This window comes from Pseudomonas anguilliseptica (genome assembly GCF_021375795.1).
GTDB lineage: Bacteria > Pseudomonadota > Gammaproteobacteria > Pseudomonadales > Pseudomonadaceae > Aquipseudomonas > Aquipseudomonas anguilliseptica_A.
Genome location: NZ_JAEIOI010000003.1, coordinates 109,406 through 131,045 on the forward strand (window position 1 = coordinate 109,406; position 21,640 = coordinate 131,045).

The 21,640-nt window shown below is 62.4% G+C and carries 19 protein-coding genes and 1 pseudogene; 5 read left to right on the plus strand and 15 right to left on the minus strand.

The window, feature by feature from the left end; translation table 11 throughout:
• Window positions 1-14 precede the first annotated feature (14 nt).
• From IOD17_RS11960 to IOD17_RS11980, 5 genes are all read left to right on the plus strand, one after another.
• Window positions 15-605: a TetR/AcrR family transcriptional regulator gene (locus tag IOD17_RS11960; protein ID WP_233685297.1), complete on the plus strand. Its 591-nt coding sequence runs from the start codon at window positions 15-17 to the stop codon at window positions 603-605.
• Window positions 602-1,480 (plus strand): alpha/beta fold hydrolase, encoded by an 879-nt coding sequence (locus tag IOD17_RS11965; protein WP_233685298.1) that lies wholly within the window; start codon window positions 602-604, stop codon window positions 1,478-1,480. The genes IOD17_RS11960 and IOD17_RS11965 overlap by 4 nt, the downstream gene beginning before the upstream one ends.
• Window positions 1,481-1,506: 26 nt before the next feature.
• Window positions 1,507-1,914, plus strand: coding sequence for a PaaI family thioesterase (locus tag IOD17_RS11970; protein ID WP_233685299.1), 408 nt, complete (start codon window positions 1,507-1,509; stop codon window positions 1,912-1,914).
• A gap of 30 nt (window positions 1,915-1,944) precedes the next feature.
• Entirely contained in the window at window positions 1,945-2,376 is a 432-nt protein-coding gene (locus tag IOD17_RS11975) for a hypothetical protein (protein WP_233685300.1), read from the plus strand.
• A gap of 74 nt (window positions 2,377-2,450) precedes the next feature.
• Entirely contained in the window at window positions 2,451-3,107 is a 657-nt protein-coding gene (locus IOD17_RS11980) for an endonuclease I family protein (RefSeq protein WP_233685301.1), read from the plus strand.
• 6 nt (window positions 3,108-3,113) lie between these two features.
• Here the strand turns inward: IOD17_RS11980 and hutC are convergent, their stop codons facing one another.
• The 15 genes and pseudogenes from hutC to bioF form a co-directional block, all read right to left on the minus strand.
• Window positions 3,114-3,827 carry a histidine utilization repressor gene (hutC, locus tag IOD17_RS11985; protein WP_233685302.1) on the minus strand — a complete coding sequence of 238 codons (714 nt, stop codon included), beginning with the start codon at window positions 3,825-3,827 and terminating at the stop codon, window positions 3,114-3,116.
• Between the two features lie 139 nt (window positions 3,828-3,966).
• Window positions 3,967-5,502, minus strand: coding sequence for a histidine ammonia-lyase (gene hutH / locus IOD17_RS11990; RefSeq protein ID WP_233685303.1), 1,536 nt, complete (start codon window positions 5,500-5,502; stop codon window positions 3,967-3,969).
• Window positions 5,499-7,181 (minus strand): urocanate hydratase, encoded by a 1,683-nt coding sequence (gene hutU, locus IOD17_RS11995; RefSeq protein WP_233685304.1) that lies wholly within the window; start codon window positions 7,179-7,181, stop codon window positions 5,499-5,501. Before hutU ends, hutH begins: the two co-directional genes overlap by 4 nt.
• 21 nt (window positions 7,182-7,202) lie before the next feature.
• Window positions 7,203-8,141 carry a formimidoylglutamase gene (gene hutG, locus IOD17_RS12000; RefSeq protein WP_233685305.1) on the minus strand — a complete coding sequence of 313 codons (939 nt, stop codon included), beginning with the start codon at window positions 8,139-8,141 and terminating at the stop codon, window positions 7,203-7,205.
• Window positions 8,131-9,366 (minus strand): imidazolonepropionase, encoded by a 1,236-nt coding sequence (gene hutI, locus IOD17_RS12005; RefSeq protein WP_233685306.1) that lies wholly within the window; start codon window positions 9,364-9,366, stop codon window positions 8,131-8,133. The genes hutG and hutI overlap by 11 nt, the downstream gene beginning before the upstream one ends.
• A 190-nt stretch (window positions 9,367-9,556) precedes the next feature.
• On the minus strand, window positions 9,557-11,335 hold the full coding sequence (locus IOD17_RS12010; protein ID WP_233685307.1) for an acyl-CoA dehydrogenase C-terminal domain-containing protein: 1,779 nt from the start codon (window positions 11,333-11,335) through the stop codon (window positions 9,557-9,559).
• A gap of 171 nt (window positions 11,336-11,506) precedes the next feature.
• Window positions 11,507-13,303 (minus strand): acyl-CoA dehydrogenase C-terminal domain-containing protein, encoded by a 1,797-nt coding sequence (locus IOD17_RS12015; protein ID WP_233685308.1) that lies wholly within the window; start codon window positions 13,301-13,303, stop codon window positions 11,507-11,509.
• 113 nt (window positions 13,304-13,416) lie between these two features.
• A pseudogene (locus IOD17_RS12020) lies at window positions 13,417-14,710 on the minus strand (diguanylate cyclase).
• Between the two features lie 190 nt (window positions 14,711-14,900).
• Entirely contained in the window at window positions 14,901-16,706 is a 1,806-nt protein-coding gene (locus IOD17_RS12025) for a phenylacyl-CoA dehydrogenase (RefSeq protein WP_233685309.1), read from the minus strand.
• 165 nt (window positions 16,707-16,871) lie between these two features.
• On the minus strand, window positions 16,872-17,648 hold the full coding sequence (locus IOD17_RS12030; protein ID WP_233685310.1) for a putative metalloprotease CJM1_0395 family protein: 777 nt from the start codon (window positions 17,646-17,648) through the stop codon (window positions 16,872-16,874).
• Window positions 17,649-17,714: 66 nt separating this feature from the next.
• Window positions 17,715-18,014 carry a hypothetical protein gene (locus IOD17_RS12035; RefSeq protein WP_233685311.1) on the minus strand — a complete coding sequence of 100 codons (300 nt, stop codon included), beginning with the start codon at window positions 18,012-18,014 and terminating at the stop codon, window positions 17,715-17,717.
• Window positions 18,015-18,110: 96 nt separating this feature from the next.
• On the minus strand, window positions 18,111-18,800 hold the full coding sequence (gene bioD, locus IOD17_RS12040; protein WP_233685312.1) for a dethiobiotin synthase: 690 nt from the start codon (window positions 18,798-18,800) through the stop codon (window positions 18,111-18,113).
• A gap of 63 nt (window positions 18,801-18,863) precedes the next feature.
• Complete coding sequence (bioC, locus tag IOD17_RS12045) at window positions 18,864-19,670, minus strand: malonyl-ACP O-methyltransferase BioC (protein ID WP_233685313.1); 807 nt, start codon at window positions 19,668-19,670, stop codon at window positions 18,864-18,866.
• Window positions 19,663-20,394, minus strand: a complete 732-nt coding sequence (locus tag IOD17_RS12050; protein ID WP_233685314.1) for an alpha/beta fold hydrolase — start codon at window positions 20,392-20,394, stop codon at window positions 19,663-19,665. Before IOD17_RS12050 ends, bioC begins: the two co-directional genes overlap by 8 nt.
• Window positions 20,387-21,568, minus strand: a complete 1,182-nt coding sequence (bioF, locus tag IOD17_RS12055; protein ID WP_233685315.1) for an 8-amino-7-oxononanoate synthase — start codon at window positions 21,566-21,568, stop codon at window positions 20,387-20,389. Before bioF ends, IOD17_RS12050 begins: the two co-directional genes overlap by 8 nt.
• Window positions 21,569-21,640: the final 72 nt, after the last annotated feature.

The following is a 21,640-nucleotide window of genomic DNA, read 5'->3' on the forward strand; positions in this document are numbered from 1 at the left end:
TATATATTTAGCCCATGAAAAAGACCTCAACCCGCGACAAACTGATCCACGCCATGGCCGACGCACTGCAGCGCAAAGGCCTGCACGGCGTTGGCCTGAATGAACTGCTGGAGGTCGCCGGCGCGCCCAAAGGCAGCCTCTACCACCACTTCCCAGGCGGTAAAGGCGAGCTGGCAGTGGCTGCCATTGAGCACATCAGCCAGCACATCGACAGCCTGTTCGAACGGCTCTTCGCCCAGCAGGCCGATCCAATGCAGGCCATGCACAACTGGCTTCAGGGCGCGCTGCAACAACTGGAGAACAGCCAGTTCGAACGCGGTTGCCCGCTGGCCACCATCGCCCTGGAAAGCGGCCCGGAGGATGTAGAAATCCGCGCCGCTCTGCAGCGCAGTTTTACCGCCGTGCGTCAGGCATTGAGTGCGCAACTGCATGCCTACGGCTACCCCAGTGAGCAGGCGGATAACCTCGCCGCCCTATTTGTCGCGCTGTATGAAGGCGGGCTGCTGCAAGCCCGCGTGGCCGGCAGCAGCGAGCCGCTCAAGCGCGCCGCCACTGCCCTGTTCAACCTGACCCGCGAACAGTTCCCGGGAGGAGTCCGTCCATGAATACCCCTGCCATTCTTAGCGAGACCGTGCAGCTGCCGGCACTCGACGGTTATCCGCTGACCGCCACGCTGTATCACGCCCCGGAGCCGGTTGCGCAGCTGTTGATTGCCGGCGCCACCGGCGTGCCGCAGGGTTTCTACCGACGTTTTGCCGAATACGCGGCGCAGCGTGGCTACAGCACCCTGACCCTCGATTACCGTGGCATCGGCCAGTCGAAACCGGCCAGCCTGCGCGGCTTCAAGATGGACTACCTGGATTGGGCACACCTCGATCTCGCGGCGGCCGTCGATCAGCACCGTCATCCGCAGCGGCCGCTGTATATGGTCGGCCACTCCTTTGGCGGGCATGCCTTCGGCCTGCTGCCCAATCATGATCAGGTCCAGGGCTTCTACACCTTCGGCACCGGTGCCGGCTGGCACGGCTGGATGCCCAAGGCCGAACAACTGCGCGTACTGACCATGTGGCGCCTGATCGGTCCACTGATGACCCGCTACAAGGGCTACCTGGCCTGGAGCAAGCTGGGTATGGGCGAGGATTTGCCGCTGGGCGTGTACAAACAGTGGAAGCGCTGGTGCAGCTACCCGCGCTACTTCTTCGAAGACCCGCAAATGCCAGGCCTGGCCGAGCGTTTCGCTCAAGTCAGCACGCCAATCATTGCCGCCAACGCGCTGGACGATCTGTGGGCCCCACCCGCCTCGCGCGATGCGTTTATGGCCGCCTACTGCAAGGCGCCCTACCAGGCACGGACCATCGACTCAGCCGCCAGCATCGGCGCGATAGGCCATATGGGCTACTTCCGTCCGGCGGCGCAGTCGCTATGGGATGAAACGCTGAACTGGTTTGCCGAACTACAGACCCAACGCCAAGCCGCCTGACACCCCAGAGCAAAGAGGTTTCGCTGATGAGCATGATCCCCGCAGGCTTTAGCCCGCTATTCAGAAGCAGCCCTTTCCTTGATTTGCTCGGGCCGATCTACAACCAGCGCAGCGCCACGGGCCTGGTGATTGGTCTGCGTGCCGAGGAGAAACACTGCAATGCGCGCGGCCTGGTGCATGGCGGTGTACTCAGCAGCCTGGCCGATGTGGCCCTGGGCTATAACAGCGCTTTCGCCGAAGAGCCACCAACCCCGCTGGTCACCAGCAGCCTGACCATCGATTACGCCGGCACCGCCAAACTCGGCGACTGGATCAACATCGAAACCGATGTGCAGAAGGTCGGCAAAAGCCTGGCGTTTGCCAATTGCTATTTTGTCGTCGAGTCGGTGCGTATTGCTCGGGCGAGCGCGGTATTCAGTGTACTTTCGCGCTGAGTCCATAAACCGCGGAGACAGTGCAGGTTGATGGCGGCCAGAAACGGCCTGAGGGGTGAAGCGCATGGATGCGCTGAGCATAAAAAATCATCTGGAATGATTTTTAACATCGCGCAGCGATGGCCCGAAGGGTGGCTGCCATGGATGGCAAGCCACAAAAACGTCGGGAGCGTTTTTGCGCGCAGCCCCGAAGGGGTGAAGCACATGGATGTGCTGAACACAAAAAAGAAAACCCCGCGATTGCGGGGCCTTTGCAGACTGTGTGCTGACATCCTTGATCTGCTTGCCATCCTGGCAGCTGTTCCGCGTATCCCTGTTGCTAAAGTGCGCTTCCTGCGCGACGTCCATGGGCAGCAGATTAGCCACCGCCCGGCATTCGGCATAGTGGCGATCTGCAGTACGCGGTGTAAGCCATGGCTTACACCGCGAGAAACCGAGCAAACGCTTGGCTTTATTTTGTGACGCAGGTCTTGTTAGACTCGATCCCGTCCTACAAAAACAACAGACCCCGTCAACGGTGGTCACTGGGGCCATACATGCGCTCATTGCTTCTTGCCATCGGCTGTCTGACAGCCAGCATCAGCCCACTTGCATCCGCCAATGGGCAAAACCAGCTTTCCGATCCCAAAGCCGCCGTGCAACTGTTCTGGAGCCAGGTTTATGGCCAGGGCGGTTCAACGCTGTATTGCGACAAGGCGTTCAGCGAAGAGAACGGCCAGCTCAAGGCCAGCCCGATCTACAGCAGCAAGCAGCTGAAAAGTGCGCTGCGCTGTGTGACCGACCGCCAGTGCGGGATCATGAACCCGCGCTTCGTGTACATCGCTTCCGACCTGCACAACCTCTACCCCGCGATGACCCGCGTCGAGCTGGTACGCCGCAATGCGCAGTTCGGCGAGCTGGATGACAGTGTACCGAGCAAGTTCGCCGACATCGGCTGTGACCTGAAAACCAGCTTCCAACTGGTCGAACCCCGCGACGCAGCCAAAGGCAATATCGCCCGGGCAATCTTCTATATGCACGTCGAATACGGCCTGCCCATCGTCGGCCAGGTACAGATGTACAAGAAGTGGCACCAGATGGACCCACCGGATGCCGAAGAGAAGGCGCGCAACGACAAGATTGCCGGCCTGCAAGGTACCCGCAACCGCTTTATCGACAACCCCGAACTGGTCGAGCAGCAGATCAAGAACTGATCGGTTTTAGTGCCGTGGTTTATGCGATGAGCGCAATTTATAGCGATCGCCCGGATGGATCAGCCGGGCGTAGCTGACCAGGTGCTCATCCGACCAGGTTCGACGAATCACACTCAGGCACGGCGCAGTCGGCTCAATGGCCAGCCAACCGGCCACCTGCGCATCGACCTGCACAGCCTCGACCACATGCTCGACATCGGAAATCGGGCAGCTGTTGACCAGCACCTCGTTGGGCGTCTGCAGGGCAAAATCACTGTCCAGGTAATGCGGCACCCAGCGCGGATTGACGAAGCGGTCTTCCAGCTGGATTGGCACGCCATCCTCGCGGTGCACCAGAATGCTGTGAAACACCTCGGCGCCCAAACGCAACCCCAGCCGCAACGCCACCTCATCATCCGCCGCCAGCGCCTCACAACGAATGATGTCGTTGCTGTAGACATGCCCACGGCCGCGCACTTCATTGGCGATATTCAGCACTTCATGTAGCGAGGATTCGGCCTTGCGGTCGGTGACAAAGGTGCCCAAGCCGGCCTGACGCAGCAGGTAGCCCTTCTGCACCAGATCGCGAATGGCCTTGTTGGCCGTCATCCGGCTGACCCCAAAATCCCGCGCCAACTGCTCTTCCGGCGGAATCTGGTGATTGACCGGGTAAGCGCCGCTGTGGATGCGCTCCAGTAGAAACGCTTCAATCGCCTTGTAGCGCGGGGTTGTACTGCTCACAGCGGCTCCTTGGGGTGGTCCCGGTGCGCGGATAATAACCTGTCAACCGCCACCGTAGGTTGGGTTGAGGAGCCTGCAACGCAGCCCAACGGCAAACGACAGGCGGCATCTGTTAGGCTTCGCTGTGCTCAACACCAACCTACGCCAGCGACGGCAATACCCCCCTCGGCAGCAACGGGGTCAGCACGCGCTCAGCCAGCAGGGCATTGGCAGACTCGATATCCGGGGCGAAGAAGCGGTCTTCGACGTAATACGGCACCTGCGCGCGCAGGGCCTGACGCGCCTGCTCAAGCAGCGGCGAGCTTTTCAGCCCTTCGCGGAAGTCCAGGCCCTGGCAGGCGCCGAGCCATTCGATGGCCAGCACGCCACGAGTATTGGCGGCCATTTCCCACAGGCGTTTGCCAGCAGCCGGGGCCATGGACACGTGGTCTTCCTGGTTGGCCGAGGTCGGCAGGCTGTCGACGCTGTGCGGATGGGCCAGCGCCTTGTTCTCGCTGGCCAGGGCGGCGGCGGTGACCTGAGCGATCATAAAGCCGGAGTTGACCCCGCCATTGGCCACCAGAAATGGCGGCAGCTGCGACATATGCTTGTCCATCATCAGCGAGATGCGCCGCTCGGAGAGCGAGGCGATTTCGGCGATGGCCAGGGCGATATTGTCGGCGGCCATGGCCACCGGCTCGGCGTGGAAGTTACCGCCGGAAATCACCTCACCCTCAGCGGCGAACACCAGGGGATTGTCCGATACCGCGTTGGCCTCGACGCCGAGCACTTCGGCGGCCTGACGCAACTGAGTCAGGCAGGCACCCATGACCTGCGGCTGACAACGCAGCGAGTACGGGTCCTGCACCTTGTCGCAGGCCTGATGAGAGCGCCCCACTTCACTGCTGTCGCCAAGCAGGTGGCGATAGATGGCGGCGGCGTCGATCTGTCCGCGCTGGCCACGGGCGGCATGAATGCGTGAATCAAAGGGCGCTCGCGAGCCCAGCGCAGCCTCGACCGTCAGGCCACCGCAAACGCTGGCCGCAGCAAACAGGTCCTCAGCCTCAAACAACCCGCGCAGAGCGTAGGCCGTCGACACCTGGGTGCCGTTGAGCAGCGCCAGGCCTTCCTTGGCGGCCAGCGTCATGGGCTGCAAACCGGCAATCGCCAGCGCCTCGGTTGCCGGCAGCCACTCACCGCGATAACGCGCCTGGCTTTCACCCAGCAGCACCAGCGACATATGCGCCAGCGGCGCCAGGTCACCGGAGGCACCCACTGAGCCTTTCACTGGAATGTGCGGATAGACCTCGGCATTGATCAGCGCAATCAGCGCCTCGATCACTTGCCGGCGAATGCCGGAAAAGCCTCGCGCCAGGCTGTTGACCTTGAGCAGCATGATCAGCCGCACCATGGCGTCATCCAACGGCTCGCCGATACCGGCGGCATGCGACAGCACCAGCGAACGCTGCAGCTTTTCCAGATCCTCAGTGGCGATACGGGTCGAGGCCAGCAAGCCGAAACCGGTGTTGATGCCATAGGCGGTACGGCCCTCGGCGATGATACCGTTGACGCAGGCGACACTGGCATCGATAGCCGGATAGGCCGATTCCGCGAGGGTCACGCGCACGGGAGCCTGGTAGGCGGCGCGCAGTTGGGCCAGGGTCAACTGGCCGGGGTGCAGGGTAAACAGGCTCATGCATGGGCTCCTTGGGTTGCGCCAATCATAGGCAGATCGAGGCTCTGCTCCTTGGCGCAATCGACAGCAATTTGATAGCCGGCATCGGCGTGGCGCATCACCCCGGTGCCGGGGTCGTTGCGCAGTACGCGGCCAAGACGAGCGCGGGCATCCGGCGTACCGTCGGCCACTATGACCACCCCGGCATGCTGCGAATAGCCCATACCGACGCCGCCACCATGGTGCAGCGACACCCAGGTCGCGCCGCCAGCGGTGTTCAGCAGGGCATTGAGCAATGGCCAGTCGGAGACCGCATCGGAGCCGTCCTGCATGGCTTCGGTTTCACGGTTGGGGCTGGCCACCGAGCCGGAGTCGAGGTGGTCGCGGCCGATGACGATCGGCGCTTTCAGCTCGCCACTGGCGACCATATCGTTGAACGCCTGAGCCAGGCGTGCGCGATCCTTCAGGCCGACCCAGCATATCCGCGCCGGCAGGCCCTGGAAGGCAATCCGCTCACGGGCCATGTCCAGCCAGTTGTGCAGGTGGGCGTCGTCCGGGATCAACTCTTTCACTTTCGCATCAGTCTTGTAGATGTCCTCGGGGTCACCGGACAGCGCAACCCAGCGGAACGGGCCAATGCCCTGACAGAACAGCGGACGGATATAGGCCGGGACGAAACCGGGGAAGTCGAAGGCATTCTCGACGCCCTCCTGCAGGGCCATCTGACGGATGTTGTTGCCGTAGTCGAAGGTCGGCACACCCATCTGCTGGAAGGCCAACATGGCGCGCACATGCACGGCCATGGACTGTTTGGCGGCCTTGACCACCACGGCTTCCTCGGTTTTGCCACGGGCCACGTACTCGTCCCAGCCCCAGCCAATCGGCAGGTAGCCGTGGCGTGGGTCGTGGGCGCTGGTCTGGTCGGTGACCATATCCGGGCGCACCCCGCGCTTGACCAGTTCCGGCAGGATCTCGGCCGCGTTGCCGCACAGCGCGATGGAGATGGCCTTGCCTTCACCGGTGTACTTGTCGATGCGCGCCAGGGCGTCGTCCAGATCGCTGGCCTGTTCATCGACATAGCGGGTCTTCAGGCGGAAATCGATACGCGATTGCTGGCACTCGATATTCAGCGAGCAAGCGCCGGCCAGGGTGGCGGCCAATGGCTGCGCGCCACCCATACCGCCGAGGCCTCCGGTCAGCACCCACTTGCCCTTGAGGCTGCCGCCGTAATGCTGGCGACCGGCCTCGACAAAGGTTTCATAAGTGCCCTGGACGATGCCCTGGCTACCGATATAGATCCAGCTGCCGGCGGTCATTTGCCCGTACATGGCTAGGCCCTTGGCATCCAGTTCGTTGAAGTGCTCCCAGGTGGCCCAGTGCGGCACCAGGTTGGAATTGGCCAGCAGCACGCGCGGCGCGTCCTTGTGGGTCTCGAACACGCCGACCGGCTTGCCGGACTGAATCAGCAGAGTCTGGTTGTCTTCCAGGCGGGTCAGCACTTCGACGATCTTGTCGTAGCACTCCCAGTTGCGTGCGGCACGGCCGATGCCACCGTATACCACCAGCTCCTTGGGGTTCTCGGCAACTTCCGGGTCAAGGTTGTTCATCAGCATGCGCAGCGGCGCTTCGGTCAGCCAGCTCTTGGCGGTCAGTTGCGTGCCACGGGCGGCGCGAATTTCGCTGTCACGGAAAAGGCTCATGTCGGGCTCCTGTTCTTGGGCTCAGTGCGTAAGCGTCAGCAGATGAATCAAACGCGCCGCAACCTTGGCGGTGCGAGCGTCGATGTCGTATTCGGGGTTGAGTTCGGCCAGATCGACCAGGCGCAATTTGCCGCTGTCGCGCACGGTTTCCAGCAAGGGTTCAAGCAGCGCCAGCGGTACGCCACGCGCAGCAGGAGCGCTGACGCCGGGGGCTTCGCAAGCCGGCAGCACGTCGATATCGATGGTCAGGTAGATCGCATCGCAGCTGGCGATAAAGCTCTGCAACTCAGCGCTGATGGCTGTCAGGCTGCCTTCGCGGATCTCACGGTCTTCACGCACCAGCACGTTCAGTTCGGCGGCGCGCTGGAATAGAGCGCGGGTATTGCTGGCGCGGCTGACCCCGAGGCAGGCATAGGCAAACGGCCAGCCACGGGCGGCGCATTGCTCGACGATTTGCGCGAAGGGCGTACCCGAGGAGCGGGCATGGGCTGGGTCGCGCAGGTCGAAGTGCGCATCGAAATTGATAATGCCTATACGAGGTATGTCGCCAGCCAAGTGCTCGGCAATACCCTGCCAACTGCCGAAGGCCACTTCATGACCACCACCTAGAACGACCGGCAGATGCCCGGCATCCAGCAGCGCGCAGACGTTGTGACCGAGGCGCGCCTGAGCACTTTCCAGATCACCATCAGCGCAGACCACATCACCGGCGTCATAGGCCGGATCAGAACGGTGCCAGGCCAGATTGGCCAGCGCCTTGCGGATCGCCAGTGGACCATTAACCGCGCCGACGCGCCCCTGGTTGCGCCGCACGCCTTCATCGCTGGCAAAGCCGAGCAAGACGATGCCGGGCTGGCTGTCCATGCTTAGCGTCTGAATGCATTGGTGCCAGCGCGGACTGTCCCGCTCGGGGTCGATACGACCCTGCCATAGATCCATGGAGTTGCGATCAGCGTGCATGGCTGTTGGCCTCTTTGCTGTAGCTAATAACGCCGTTGAAAATGCGCTGACGCAGCCGCCCCGGCTGCACCGCGTAGGCCAGTTCGGCGGGTTGCTGCACATCCCACAGGCACAGCTCGGCGGGTGCACCCACCTCGATCCGCCCGAGGTCCGGACGGCCGAGGGCGCGGGCAGCATGGGCGGTCATGCCGGCCAGGGCTTCGCGCGGGGTCAAACGGAACAGGGTGCAGGCCAGGTTGAGAATCAAAGTAGGGAAGCAGATCGGCGAGGTGCCGGGGTTAGCATCGCTGGCCAGAGCCATCGGCACGTTGTGCTTACGCAGCAACGCGATGGGTGGCAGCTGGGTTTCGCGCAAGGTATGGAAAGCACCCGGCAGCAGGGTCGCCACGGTGCCGGCGGCGGCCATGGCTTGCACCCCGGGCTCGTCGAGAAACTCGATATGGTCGGCCGAAAGCCCTTGATAACGCGCAGCCAGGACACTGGCGCCCTGGTTGGACAGCTGCTCGGCATGCACCTTGATGGGCAGGCCGTGACGCTGCGCGGCCTGGAACACCAACTCGCACTGTGCCGGGCTAAAGGCGATGTTTTCGCAGAACACATCCACTGCATCGACCAGGCCTTCGGCAACTGCAGCCGGGATCATCTCGTTGCACACCAGGGCGATATAGCCATCGCTGTCGCCGGCGAACTCAGGCGGCAAGGCGTGGGCGCCGAGCAAGGTGGTGGTGATGCGCAGCGACAACAACTCACCCAGGCGACGGGCCACGCGCAGCATCTTCAGCTCATCATCAACAGTCAGACCGTAGCCGGATTTTATTTCCAGGGTGGTCACGCCGTCGTCCAGCAGCGCCTGCACACGCGGCAGGCTCTGCGCCAGCAGCTCGTCCTCGCTGGCCACGCGGGTGGCGCGCACGCTGCTGAGGATGCCGCCGCCGGCCTTGGCGATCTCGGCGTAGCTAGCGCCTTCAAGGCGCTGCTCGAATTCAGCCGCGCGGTTGCCGGCATAGACCAGATGCGTGTGGCAATCCACCAGACCTGGCGTCATCACCCCGCCGCGCCCCACCTCCAGCGCATCGGTCAGCGTCTTCGTGTCGAACTCGGCTTCTGCGCAAAGCCCGGCGATGCGCCCATCCTGCACCCATAAGGCCATGGGCTGCGGGTATGTCTGCTCGCCATCAAACAGCACAAGATCACGCCACAACTGAATGGAAGATGTACAAGGCATGGGTAGGCTTCCGCTTTATTTGTATATACAAATAAACCTAAAAAACTACCAAATCAACTTTTAATCACAAAATGACTATACAAATACAAGCCGAACTCCCAGCACTGCATACCGCCTGAAGCACCAGTTCAACCCACCAAAACGCAAACCCCGGCACAAGGCCGGGGTTTTGTGTGTCGCGAGACAGCGTTTAGAACTGCGCGGCGTCCAGCAGGTACAGCGACTCGCTACCGGCCTTGACCGAAGCGGTCAGCGAGTGGATACGCGGCAGCAGGCGGGCGAAGAAGAAGCGCGCGGTGCCCAGCTTGCTCACGTAGAACTCGTCCTGATCCTGTTTGGCCAGAGCGGTACGCGCCATCAGTGCCCACATGTAGGCGTAGGCGGTGTAACCGAACACCTGCAGGTACTCGACCGAGGCGGCACCGACTTCGTTCGGATTGGCCTTGGCGCGCTCCAGCAGGTCGCTGGTCATCAGCTCCAGGTTGGAGATGGCGTCTTTCAGCGGGTTGACGAACTCGGCCAGCGAGGCGTCGGCACTGTCGGTGAAGGCTTTGATCTCTTCAGCGAAGTGCTTGTAGAACGCACCGCCGCTGCCGACCACTTTACGGCCAACCAGGTCGAGCGCCTGAATACCGTTGGTGCCTTCGTAGATCTGGGTGATGCGGCAGTCGCGGATCAGCTGCTCCTGGCCCCACTCACGAATAAAGCCGTGGCCGCCAAAGATCTGCTGACCATGCACGGTGGTTTCCAGCGCCATATCGGTGAGGAAGGCTTTGGCCACCGGAGTCAGCAGAGCCACCAGCTCTTCGGCGCGCTTGCGGGTAGCGGCATCTTCGCTGTACTTGGCGGTGTCGAGCTGCATGGCCACGTAGCTGGAGAAGGCACGGCCGCCTTCGTTCAGCGCTTTCATGGTCAGCAGCATGCGGCGCACGTCCGGGTGCACGATGATCGGGTCGGCGGCTTTGTCTTTAGCCACCGGGCCGGTCGGCGCACGGCTCTGGATACGGTCGCGGGCGTATTCCACGGCGTTCTGGTAGCTGCGCTCACCCAGGGACAGGCCCTGGATGCCAACGCCCAGACGCTCGTAGTTCATCATGGTGAACATGGCGGCCAGGCCTTTGTTCGGCGCATCGACGATCCAGCCGGTGGCGCCGTCGAAGTTCATCACGCAGGTGGCCGAGGCCTTGATGCCCATCTTGTGTTCGATCGAACCGCAGGACAGCGAGTTCTTCTCACCCAGCGAACCGTCGGCATTGACCATGACTTTCGGCACCAGAAACAGCGAGATGCCTTTCGGGCCAGCCGGGGCGTCCGGCAGCTTGGCCAGCACCAGGTGGATGATGTTCTCGGTCAGGTCGTGCTCACCGCCAGTGATAAAGATCTTGGTGCCGGTGATCTTGAAGCTGCCATCGGCTTGCGGCTCGGCTTTGGTGCGAATGATGCCCAGGTCGGTGCCGGCATGCGGTTCGGTCAGGCACATGGAGCCGGCCCAGACACCGGAGTACATATTCGGCAGGTATTTCTCTTTCAGCTCTTCGCTGGCGTGGGCGTTAATCGACAGACAGGCACCGGCGGTCAACATCGGGTACAGGCCGAACGACAGGTTGGCCGAGTTGACCATTTCCTCGACCTGGGCCGAGATCACCTTAGGCATGCCCATGCCGCCGAATACCGGGTCGCCACCAACGCCAACCCAGCCGCCTTCGGCGTAGGTCTGGTAGGCCTCGGGGAAGCCGGCCGGGGTTTTCACCGCGCCATCAGTCCAGCTGCAACCTTCTTCGTCACCGCTGCGGTTCAGCGGGGCGATCACGCCACCGGTGACCTTGCCGGCTTCTTCGAGAATCGCCGCTGCGGTGTCTTCATCCACCACCTCGGCCAGGCCCGGCAATTGGGCCCACAGCTTGGACACTTCAAACACTTCATTGAGCACGAAGCGCATATCGCGCAGGGGAGCTTTGTAGTCAGCCATGGGGCAAATCCTCGAACAAACCAACAGGTATACGGAAGTGCCTGAAGTCTAACCGAACAACATTTCAGACACATAGGGTCGCGTCGTGACCAGCAAGCCATAAACCGTTTGGCCGGCCCCAACAGGCAAAAACCCGCCAGAAGGCGGGCTTTGGCGCGGTTTGGCCGTCCGTCAGAGGGCGAAGTTTTCCGCTGGCAACTCCATCATGCAGGCACTGCCCGCTTGGGCAGCCGCCAGGTGTGCAGCAGTACGTGGCAACAGGCGCTTGAAGTAGAACTCGCAGGTGGCCAGCTTGGTCTGGTGGAACGCCGCGTCGCCCTCACCAGCCGCCAGTTTGGCCTGCGCCACCAGGGCCATGCGCAACCAGAAATAGGCCAGGGTGACGTAGCCGGAATACATCAGGTAATCCATCGAGGCGGCGCCGACTTCGTCGGGGTTTTTCATCGCCGCCATCCCGATGCTCTGGGTCAATTCACCCCATTGCTGATTGAGCTTGGCCAGTTGCGCGACATAGCCCTTGAGCTGCGGGTGTTCAGCCTGGGCCACGCAGAAGGTGTGAACGATCTTGGTGAACCCGCGCAGCAGCTTGCCCTGGCTGCCCAGCACCTTGCGCCCGAGCAGGTCGAGGGCCTGGATACCGTTGGTGCCTTCGTAGATCAGGGCAATCCGGCAGTCACGCACCAACTGCTCCATGCCCCACTCGCGGATAAATCCATGGCCGCCGAACACCTGCATGCCATGGTTGGTCACTTCCAGGCCGGTCTCGGTCATAAAGGCCTTGCAGATCGGGGTGAGGAAGGCCAGCAGGTTCTCAGCCGCTTCACGCTGCTCGCTGCTGTCGGCGCGGTGAGCCTGATCGAGCAACTGCGCGGTGAAGTAGGCCAGCGCCCGGTTGCCTTCGTTGAAGGCTTTCATGGTCAGCAGCATGCGCCGCACATCGGGGTGCACGATGATCGGGTCGGCAGCCTTTTCCGGCGCCTTCGGCCCACTGAGAGCACGCATCTGCAGGCGCTCGTTGGCGTACTTGAGCGCGCCCTGGTAGCTGGTTTCACCCAGGCACAGGCCCTGCATGCCGGTGCCGAGGCGAGCATGGTTCATCATGGTGAACATGCAGTTGAGGCCTTTGTTGGCCTCACCGATCAGGTAGCCGGTGGCGCTGTCGAAGTTCATCACGCAGGTGGCCGAAGCCTTGATACCCATCTTGTGTTCAATCGAACCGCAGCTCACGCCATTGCGCGCACCCGCTTCTCCGGCCGCATCCGGCAGGAACTTGGGCACGATAAACAACGAGATGCCCTTGGTGCCGGCCGGTGCGTCAGGCAACTTGGCCAGCACCAGATGGACGATGTTCTCGCTCATATCGTGCTCACCGGCGGAGATAAAGATCTTGCTGCCGGTCACGGCATAACTGCCATCGGCCTGCGGCACAGCGCGTGTCTTGATCAGACCGAGGTCGGTGCCACAGTGGGCCTCGCTCAGGCACATGGTGCCGGTCCAGCGGCCTTCGGTGAGCTTGCTCAGGTAGGTCTGCTTCTGCGCCTCACTGCCGTGAGCGTGAATCGCCGACATGGCGCCGTGGGTCAGACCGGGGTACATGCCCCAGGAGGTGTTACTGGCGCCGACCATCTCGCTGACCATCAGCCCCAGCGAGTGCGGCAAGCCCTGACCACCGTAGGCCGGGTCAGCCGCCAGGCCATTCCAGCCGCCTTCGACATACAGGGCGAAGGCTTCCTTGAAGCCTTTGGGCGTAGTCACGTTACCGTTGTTGAATTGGCACTCTTCTTCGTCACCGCTACGGTTCAGCGGCGCCAGCACCTGCTCACAGAACTTCGCGCCCTCTTCGAGAATCGCATTGACCATATCCGGGCTGGCATCAGTGGCCCCCAGGGCGGCGTAACTGCCATGGAAGTCGAAGACATCATCGATCAGAAAACGCATGTCGCGCAGCGGGGCTTTGTAGTCAGGCATGGTCAGACTCCAGCAGATTCATGGGGTCGCTTCAGCCCACCACGCTAAGGCGTAGCAGGCCGCGCCAACAACGACCGTAGAACTGCTGAATACAGCGCCATAAGCGCGCCGCCTCACTGGCCGATGCTCGGCTCCAGCTTGACCGCACCGCGCCGCTGGCCGTGGCTGCGAATGCAATTACGCCCGGCACTTTTCGCGCTGTACAGCGCCTGGTCAGCGGCCTTGATGACCTCATCCGGGTTGGCCTGATCCGCACCACGCTCGGCCACGCCCATGCTGATGGTCACCGCCACCTGCGACGCCGCCTTGCCCGCCCGACGCTGACGCCCCTGCTTGTCGTTCTGCGGGCGTTGCTGCTGATCACGCAGTTGCAAGCGGTAATGCTCGATGGCCTGGCGCACCTGCTCGAGATGCGGCAGGCATTCTTCCACCGTCTTGCCGGGAAACACCAAGGTGAACTCCTCGCCGCCATAGCGGTAGGCCTTGCCGCCCCCGCCGATCTTGCGCAGTTGGCTGGCGACCAGACGCAGCACCTGATCGCCGATCATCGTGACCGTGGGTGTCGTTGAATTTCTTGAAATGATCAACGTCGGCCATGGCAATCACGTAACTGCGACCCAGGCGTTGCAACCGCTCATTCAGCGCACGCCGGCCCGGCAGGCCGGTCAACTCATCGCGAAAAGCCATCTGATAGGCCTCATGCGCCAGAGCCGCCACCAGCATCAGCATGATCTGGCTGCTGATCACATTCAGCGCATTGGGCAGGATGAAGGTATTCGGCAGCATCCACAGCAGCCCGCCCAGACCGAGTAACTGCGCCGCATGCAGCGGACGTGGCGCACGCAGGTACTGCACCAGCAGCACAACCAGCCCGAGGATAAACACCGGATAAGCCAGCTGTATCAGCGCCAACCCGTCGAACTGCAACGCAGGCCAACGCACCTGCGACAGCCAGTGCAACAACGCCTCGGGAAAGCGCTGTGCCAGCCCCACGCTCACCGCTCCCACAGCCAGCAGCACCGCCGCACGGGCGACCATATCCTGCAGCAGGTGGGTACGCTCCTGCCAGGCGGCATACAGACTGTAAAGCAGAGGCAGCAGCAGGCTGCACAGGTGAAAGATCAGCGCCGTATCACTGCTTACCTGGCCAGTGGCACGGAAGTGATCGACCTGGGTATCGAGCAGAAAGTAGCCGAGGTACAGCGTCAATAGCAGAAACATCTCTCGCTGACGGCCATAGACCAGACAGAACGCCCCGCCGAGTAACAGCAAAAGCGTCGGCAATACATTGAACAGCGAGGTGAAAAACTCGTTCAGTACCGCCAGCCGCGCCAGCAACACCCCGCCAAGCAGAAGCAGCAGCGAAGGCAGAAAATGACTGAAGCGCACAGCAGCAAAACGCGACAAGGCGAGCCCCACACGACGGCAAAAAGTGGACAACGCCGCGCAGTTTGCCTGTAACAGCAGAAATTCGCACGGAACCTGACCGGCAAATCGACACACTGCCGGCCTGTGCTGCGCGCTGCCTAGATGACAGGCATAAAAAAACCGCCACCCCAAGGGGCGGCGGTTTCTTTGACCTGAAAAGGACGGCGGCTTAGTAGCCCAGCGCGAAGTCTTCTTCGGCCATGTCCATCAGGTTGTTAGCACCAGACAGCATGGCTTCAACGTGCGCACGGGTACGCGGCAGGATACGTGCGAAGTAGAAGTTGGCGGTCTGCAGCTTGGCCTTGTAGAAGGCTGCGTCGTCAGTACCAGCAGCGATCTTCTCGGCAGCCAGGCGCGCCATGTCAGCCCAGAAGTAGGCCAGGCAGACGTAACCGGAGTACATCAGGTAATCCACCGAAGCGGCACCGACTTCTTCGCGGTCCTTCATCGCGGCCATGCCCACTTTCATGGTCAGGTCGCCCCACTCTTTGTTCAGTTTGGCCAGCGGTGCAACCAGCGCTTTGACAGCGTCGTTGCCTTCGTTGGCCTGGCAGAACTTGTGCACGATCTTGGTGAAGCCTTTCAGCGCTTCGCCTTGAGTCTGCAGCACTTTACGGCCCAGCAGGTCGAGTGCCTGGATGCCGGTGGTGCCTTCGTACAGCATGGAGATACGGCTGTCGCGAACGTTCTGCTCCATGCCCCACTCGGCGATAAAGCCGTGGCCGCCATAGATCTGTACGCCGTGGTTGGCTGCTTCGAAGCCGACTTCGGTCATGAACGCTTTGGCAATCGGCGTCAGGAAGGCCAGCAGGGAGTCTGCGGCTTTCTTCTCGGCTTCATCCTGGCTGTACTTGACGATGTCGACCTGCTTGGCAGTGAAGTACACCATCGCACGGTTACCCTCGGCGAAAGCCTTCTGGGTCAGCAGCATGCGGCGCACGTCCGGGTGAACGATGATTGGGTCAGCGGCTTTTTCCGGCGCTTTCGGGCCAGTCAGGGAACGCATCTGCAGACGCTCACGAGCGTACTTCAGGCCGCCCTGGAAACCGGCTTCGGCGTGGGCCAGACCCTGCAGAGCAGTGCCCAGACGCGCCGTGTTCATGAAGGTGAACATGCAGTTCAGACCTTTGTTGGCTGGGCCGATCAGATAACCGGTTGCGCCGTCAAAGTTCATCACGCAGGTAGCGTTGCCGTGGATGCCCATCTTGTGCTCGATCGAGCCACAGGAAACGGCGTTGCGCGTGCCCACAGTGCCGTCAGCATTGACGTTGAATTTCGGCACGATGAACAGCGAGATACCTTTGGTGCCTTGCGGCGCGTCAGGCAGGCGAGCCAGCACGATGTGGACGATGTTATCGACCATGTCGTGTTCGCCAGCGGAGATGAAGATCTTGGTGCCGGACACTTTGTAAGAACCGTCAGCTTGCGGCTCGGCCTTGGTGCGCAGCATGCCCAGGTCGGTACCACAATGCGGCTCGGTCAGGCACATGGTGCCAGTCCACTCGCCGGATACCAGCTTGGTCAGGTAGGTGTGCTTCTGCTCGTCGGTGCCGTGCTCGGAGATGGTGTTCATCGCGCCGTGCGACAGGCCTGGGTACATGCCCCACGACCAGTTCGAGGTGCCAACCATTTCGCTGATCGCCAGCCCCAGGGACTCCGGCAGGCCTTGGCCGCCGTGGTCAACATCATGGGCCAGGCTCGGCCAGCCGCCTTCAACGAACTGCTTGTAGGCTTCTTTGAAGCCGGTAGGGGTTTTCACGCCTTCCGGGGACCAGGTACAGCCTTCGAGGTCACCTACACGGTTCAGTGGCGACAGCACTTGCTCACAGAACTTGGCACCTTCTTCAAGAATGGCGCTGACCATGTCCGGAGTAGCGTCCTGGCAGCCAGGCAGGCTCTGATAATGCGCTTCGTAGCCGAGCAGTTCGTCGCGTACGAAACGGATATCACGCAAGGGGGCCTTGTAATCAGGCATAGCGGTTAACCTCTGCGGTGGATTCTTAGTGTGTAGGTGACCGGATATTCGGTCGTTTTCGGGAGCAATCCCGGCGCTCGACAACCCCTTGGCAGGCGAGCTAATCAAACAAGCGTTTGAAACATACGTTTATGCCTATTTAATGTCAAGCACCCCAAGCGCCGTTCACGCCACCAGGTCGACAACCGGAGCGGGCTCCTGCAAACCACTGAGCTGCTTGTACAGATCAAGACTAGGTGGTGGTGGCCGATCCTGCTGCACTGACGCGGTGGATTTGTCTTCTTCGGCAGTCGCCTCCTCATCCGTCTGACGTTGTTCGCTGCGTGCCTCACTGGCAGCCTGCGCTTCGCTGCGTTGCTGTTGCGCCAGCTCGACACGGGCCTCGGCCATCTGCAGTTGTGCTTGCGCGGCTACCTGCCGGTCCTGGGCTGACGGTTCGGCCGGTGCCAGCGCCGCGCGAATGACAACTTCCATCTTGCGCAGCGTGGCTTCCGGATCATTCGGAACCGGACTGGTGTCGATGCCGACCTCACCGCCCACCGCATAGCGCTTGCCATCCGGACCGCGTTCGTAGGTGTAACTCGGCGCGCCGGCATAGCGACCACCGACGGCGGCATGCGCCTGCTCGTGGGTGCGCACTTCCTGATCACGGCTGACCAATTTGGCGATTTCCAGCTGTTCAAGGCGCTGCTGTTGTGGGCTGGGTTCGCCTTCGCGGCTTTTCGCGTCTTCGGGAGTGGTCGAGGCGTCGGCAGGTTTATCCGCTTCCTCACGCGCCGAAGCCGACTGCTCATCAGCCAGTGGCTGAGCGGCGGTTACCGGCGACTGAGCCGCGCGGGTAATGTCCGGGGATACATCAGGGGAAATATTGGACGCAAGAAGACGAGCCGGCAGTAGCGTGGCTGCAGGCGCAGGATAAGACGTTGCGCCGCCAATCTGCATGCAATGACTCCTCGCCCCTGGATGGCCGCCTCATGGCCAGGCATGAGTACGCGCGGGGCGGGTGACTCAGGCCGTTGTATCGATCAGGGTACCGAGCACTTCATCGGCGGTTTTCACCACCTTGGCGCCCGCTTCCGCTTCATTCTGCCCCTGGCGCAGGGCAACCAGGCTTTCCGCCAGATCGGGGCGGCTCTGCTCGGCTGCGCTCACGGCGGGGTTGACCTGGTTGGCCGGCGGCGTGGAAGTCGGCTGTTGCGGCGGGGTAACCGCGCTGCTGGCGATATCCGCCGCAGCCTGATCGACTCGGCGCTGACCGGATTGAATGGTGCTGATGCCCGAGTTGAACGCGCTTCCTGAAATTTCCATGCCCAAGCTCCCGCTATGGCAAACCACTAACAGCCTTAATTGAAGCAGAAGTTGCTCGAAAAACGTACAAGCAAAAGGCTATGGCACTTGGCCTGCTTATAGCGGGCGGTGCAATGGATCGCGATTGAGATAGCCGGAAACCGCAGCCGGCGTGGCTTCGGCTAGGCGCGGAACATAGCCCAGGCAGGGTGCCGGTAGCCACTCGGCCAGGGTCGCCAGATTGTCTTCAAGGCGCGAAGTGTGCGGGTCGACCAGATTGGCCACCCAGCCCGCCAGTGGCAGGCCGTCACGCAGGATGGCCTCAGCGGTGAGCAGCGCCTGATTGATGCAACCCAGACGCACGCCGACCACCAGAATCACCGGTAACTGCAGGGCAATCGCCAGATCAGAAAGCGCCGCATCCCCGGCCAACGGCACGCGCCAGCCGCCCGCCCCTTCGACCAGGGTAAAGTCTGCCAGCTTGTCCAAAACGGCCTGCACCGGCCCCTGCAACGCTGCAACATCCAGCAATACACCGACCTCGCGCGCCGCCAGATGCGGAGCGATCGCCGGCTCGAAGGCCAGCGGATTGACCTCGTCATAGCGCAGCGCCAGGGTGCACTCACCGAGCAATGCCAACGCGTCGTCGTTGCGCAGACCATCCGCTGTGCGCACGCAACCAGATGCCACCGGTTTAGCCGCAGCAGTCGACAGCCCCGCCATTCGTGCAGCGTGCAGCAGCCCGGCGGCGATGGTGGTTTTGCCGATTTCGGTGTCGGTGCCGGTGACGAAAAATGCTTGGCTCATAACGATCTCAGGTGAGGAGTATTGACGACGTTCTGCGGTCACTCAGGGCAGACCGCGCTTATCTCAACCCTTGCGCAATACGCCGTAGACCACCTGATAAGTCGCTGGCAGCCCTTGCGGCTGACGGAACTGCTCATAGGCATTGAGCAGCGCCAGCATGCGCGCCCGCCCAGTCAAACCGCCGGGCCGGCCGGGATTGAGGTTGTGTGCGCCGAGGGCTTTCAGTTCATGGGTCAGGCTGCGTACATCGGGGTAATAAAGCGTTTCAGGCGTGGCTTGCAGGCTGAGCAGCGCCAACCCACTACCAGCGCACAGGTCCTGATAATCCTCGAAACGGCGGAAGCGGTTGACGTGGACAAAGCCATCCACCGCCTGCCAGCTGTCACGCAGCTCCTGCAGAGTGCCGACGTACAGGCTGCTGAACGCCAGCACACCGCCAGGGCGCAGCACTCGTGCGGCCTCGCCAAGCACCGCAGAAAAATCCGCACACCACTGCAGCGCCAGGCTGGAAAACAGCAGGTCGCAGGACGCATCACGCAACGGCAGGCGCTCGGCATCGCCGGCAATAAACTGCTGCGCGCCGCCCAGCGACCGAGCGTGCTGCAGCATGCCTTCGGCGATATCCACAGCCACGCCCTGACTGGCCGGAAAACGCTCGCCCAGCGCGCGACTGAAATAGCCGGTGCCACAACCCAGATCGAGCCAACGCGCCGGGCTGATCGCCGCCGGCAACTGCGCCAGCAACTGCTGCCCCACGTTGCGCTGCAGAGCCGCCACGCTGTCGTAGCTCTGCGCCGCGCGGGAGAACGACGCCGCCACCTGACGCTTATCCGGCAGGCCGCCAAATGGGTCATGGGCTAGATCAGTCATCACCGGCCTCGTGCAGAAAAGCCTGAATCGCCGCGGCAATTTCATGCGGGCGTTCCAGGGCAAAGGCGTGGTTGGCGTTATCAATCAGGCCGACTTCGACATCTGGCAACAACTCCAGCAAGGCTTGCGCGGCGCTCGCTGGAACCAGCGCATCGGCGCCGGCAAACAGATGCAACTGCGGGCCGACAAAGGCCTGTAGCGCTGTCCGCGTATCCAGGTTGGCGAGCAAATCCAGCCCGGCCAGCAGAGTGGCGGACTGTGGCAGCGGAGCCGCGCCGAGCAACTGCCGCGACAGACTGCGAGCATCCGCCGTCCCCTGAGCGCAGAGCAGGGTAAACCGCTTCAGGGTGGCGGACGTATCAGCGGCGCAGCCCTGACGGAACGCATCAAAGGTCTCGGCGGACATAGCCGCAGGCCAATCCGACTCAGCGACAAAGCGCAGGTTGCTGGCCAGGGTCAGCAAGCCGCTGCAGCGTTCGCCACGCCGCGCAGCCAGCTCAGCGGCGAGCATACCGCCAAGCGACCAGCCGCCGAGCCAGGCGTCCTGAGGCAGGGTGGCATCCAGTTCATCCAGCCAGTCGGCCGGATCGCTGGACTCCAGCATCGGCAATGGCTCGATGTCGACATGTAGACGCGGATCGAGACCGCGCTGGGCCTCGACCAGCGGCTGCAAGGGCGCAGTGCCCAGCCCCCAGCCGGGCAACAGAATCAGTCGATCACGCATGCACGGCCGCCTCGCTCGTCAGCAGCGGCCAGCATTCGGCCAAAGCCTCCAGTAGCAGTTCCAGCTGTTCCAGGCTGTGCGCGGCGGACAAGGTGACGCGTAAGCGGGCACTGCCGGCGGGCACGGTGGGCGGACGAATCGCCGTCACCAGCAGACCGCGCTCACGCAACAGCTGCGACAACTGCAGGGCGCGCGCACTGTCGCCAACCAGGATCGGCTGAATCGGCGTTTCACTGTCCATCAGCTCCAAGCCAATGGCCTGCGCACCTTCGCGAAAACGCTTGATCAGAGCATTCAGGTGTTCACGCCGCCAATGCTCGCTGCGCAGCAGCTCCAGGCTTTGCAGGGTGGCGCAGGCCAGCGCCGGCGGCTGGCTGGTGGTGTAGATATAAGACCGAGCGAACTGCACCAGGGCTTCGATCAGATCGTCACTGCCGGCGACAAAGGCACCGGCCGTACCGAAAGCCTTGCCCAGGGTACCGACCAGCACCTGCACATCGTCCAGGCCCAGGCCGAAGTGCTCAACAATGCCACCGCCGGTGGCGCCCAGTGGGCCAAAACCATGGGCATCATCGACCATCACCCAGGCATTGGTGCGGCGCGCTTCGGCACACAGCGACGGCAGATCAGCCAGATCGCCGTCCATGCTGAACACGCCGTCGGTGACGATCAGGGTATTGCCGCTCACCTTGCGCAGGCGATTGGCCAGGCTGACGCCATCGTTGTGCAGGTAGCGGGAAAAGCGCGCACCACTGAGCAGGCCGGCATCCAACAGGGAGGCATGATTAAGGCGATCTTCGAGCACGCTATCGCCCTGCCCGACCAGCGCAGCAACCGCACCGAGGTTGGCCATATAGCCGGTGGAAAACAGCAGCGCGCGGGGGCGACCAGTGAATTCAGCCAGCGCCTCTTCGAGCTGGTGATGCGGGGTGCTGTGGCCGATCACCAGATGCGAAGCGCCGCCGCCCACGCCCCATTTCGCCGCCCCGGCACGCCAGGCTTCGATCACTTTGGGGTGGTTGGCCAGGCCGAGGTAATCGTTGGAGCAGAAGGCCAGCAGCTGCCGACCATCGACCTGCACCAAGGGCCCTTGTGGCGATTCCAGCAGCGGGCGCTGACGGTACAGATTGGCGGCGCGACGCTCGGCGAGGCGGGCGGATAAATCGAAAGGCATATGCATACCTGCGGGAGCCAGCTTGCTGGCGATCAGCGGCAAACCCGATCGCCGAGACGTCGGACCGCAACA

What these genes read in the sequence shown, in the direction of transcription:
- IOD17_RS12015 (WP_233685308.1), bottom strand. Translation starts at nt 13,303, where the DNA reads ATGCCTGACTACAAAGCCCCGCTGCGCGACATGCGTTTTCTGATCGAT.
- bioF (WP_233685315.1), bottom strand. Translation starts at nt 21,568, where the DNA reads ATGCCTTTCGATTTATCCGCCCGCCTCGCCGAGCGTCGCGCCGCCAAT.
- IOD17_RS12010 (WP_233685307.1), bottom strand. Translation starts at nt 11,335, where the DNA reads ATGGCTGACTACAAAGCTCCCCTGCGCGATATGCGCTTCGTGCTCAAT.
- IOD17_RS12030 (WP_233685310.1), bottom strand. Translation starts at nt 17,648, where the DNA reads ATGCAGATTGGCGGCGCAACGTCTTATCCTGCGCCTGCAGCCACGCTA.
- bioD (WP_233685312.1), bottom strand. Translation starts at nt 18,800, where the DNA reads ATGAGCCAAGCATTTTTCGTCACCGGCACCGACACCGAAATCGGCAAA.
- IOD17_RS11960 (WP_233685297.1), top strand. Translation starts at nt 15, where the DNA reads ATGAAAAAGACCTCAACCCGCGACAAACTGATCCACGCCATGGCCGAC.
- hutH (WP_233685303.1), bottom strand. Translation starts at nt 5,502, where the DNA reads ATGAGCCTGTTTACCCTGCACCCCGGCCAGTTGACCCTGGCCCAACTG.
- IOD17_RS11980 (WP_233685301.1), top strand. Translation starts at nt 2,451, where the DNA reads ATGCGCTCATTGCTTCTTGCCATCGGCTGTCTGACAGCCAGCATCAGC.
- IOD17_RS11970 (WP_233685299.1), top strand. Translation starts at nt 1,507, where the DNA reads ATGAGCATGATCCCCGCAGGCTTTAGCCCGCTATTCAGAAGCAGCCCT.
- IOD17_RS12025 (WP_233685309.1), bottom strand. Translation starts at nt 16,706, where the DNA reads ATGCCTGATTACAAGGCCCCCTTGCGTGATATCCGTTTCGTACGCGAC.
- IOD17_RS11975 (WP_233685300.1), top strand. Translation starts at nt 1,945, where the DNA reads ATGGCGGCCAGAAACGGCCTGAGGGGTGAAGCGCATGGATGCGCTGAG.
- bioC (WP_233685313.1), bottom strand. Translation starts at nt 19,670, where the DNA reads ATGACTGATCTAGCCCATGACCCATTTGGCGGCCTGCCGGATAAGCGT.
- IOD17_RS11965 (WP_233685298.1), top strand. Translation starts at nt 602, where the DNA reads ATGAATACCCCTGCCATTCTTAGCGAGACCGTGCAGCTGCCGGCACTC.
- hutU (WP_233685304.1), bottom strand. Translation starts at nt 7,181, where the DNA reads ATGAGCCTTTTCCGTGACAGCGAAATTCGCGCCGCCCGTGGCACGCAA.
- hutI (WP_233685306.1), bottom strand. Translation starts at nt 9,366, where the DNA reads ATGCCTTGTACATCTTCCATTCAGTTGTGGCGTGATCTTGTGCTGTTT.
- IOD17_RS12050 (WP_233685314.1), bottom strand. Translation starts at nt 20,394, where the DNA reads ATGCGTGATCGACTGATTCTGTTGCCCGGCTGGGGGCTGGGCACTGCG.
- IOD17_RS12035 (WP_233685311.1), bottom strand. Translation starts at nt 18,014, where the DNA reads ATGGAAATTTCAGGAAGCGCGTTCAACTCGGGCATCAGCACCATTCAA.
- hutG (WP_233685305.1), bottom strand. Translation starts at nt 8,141, where the DNA reads ATGCACGCTGATCGCAACTCCATGGATCTATGGCAGGGTCGTATCGAC.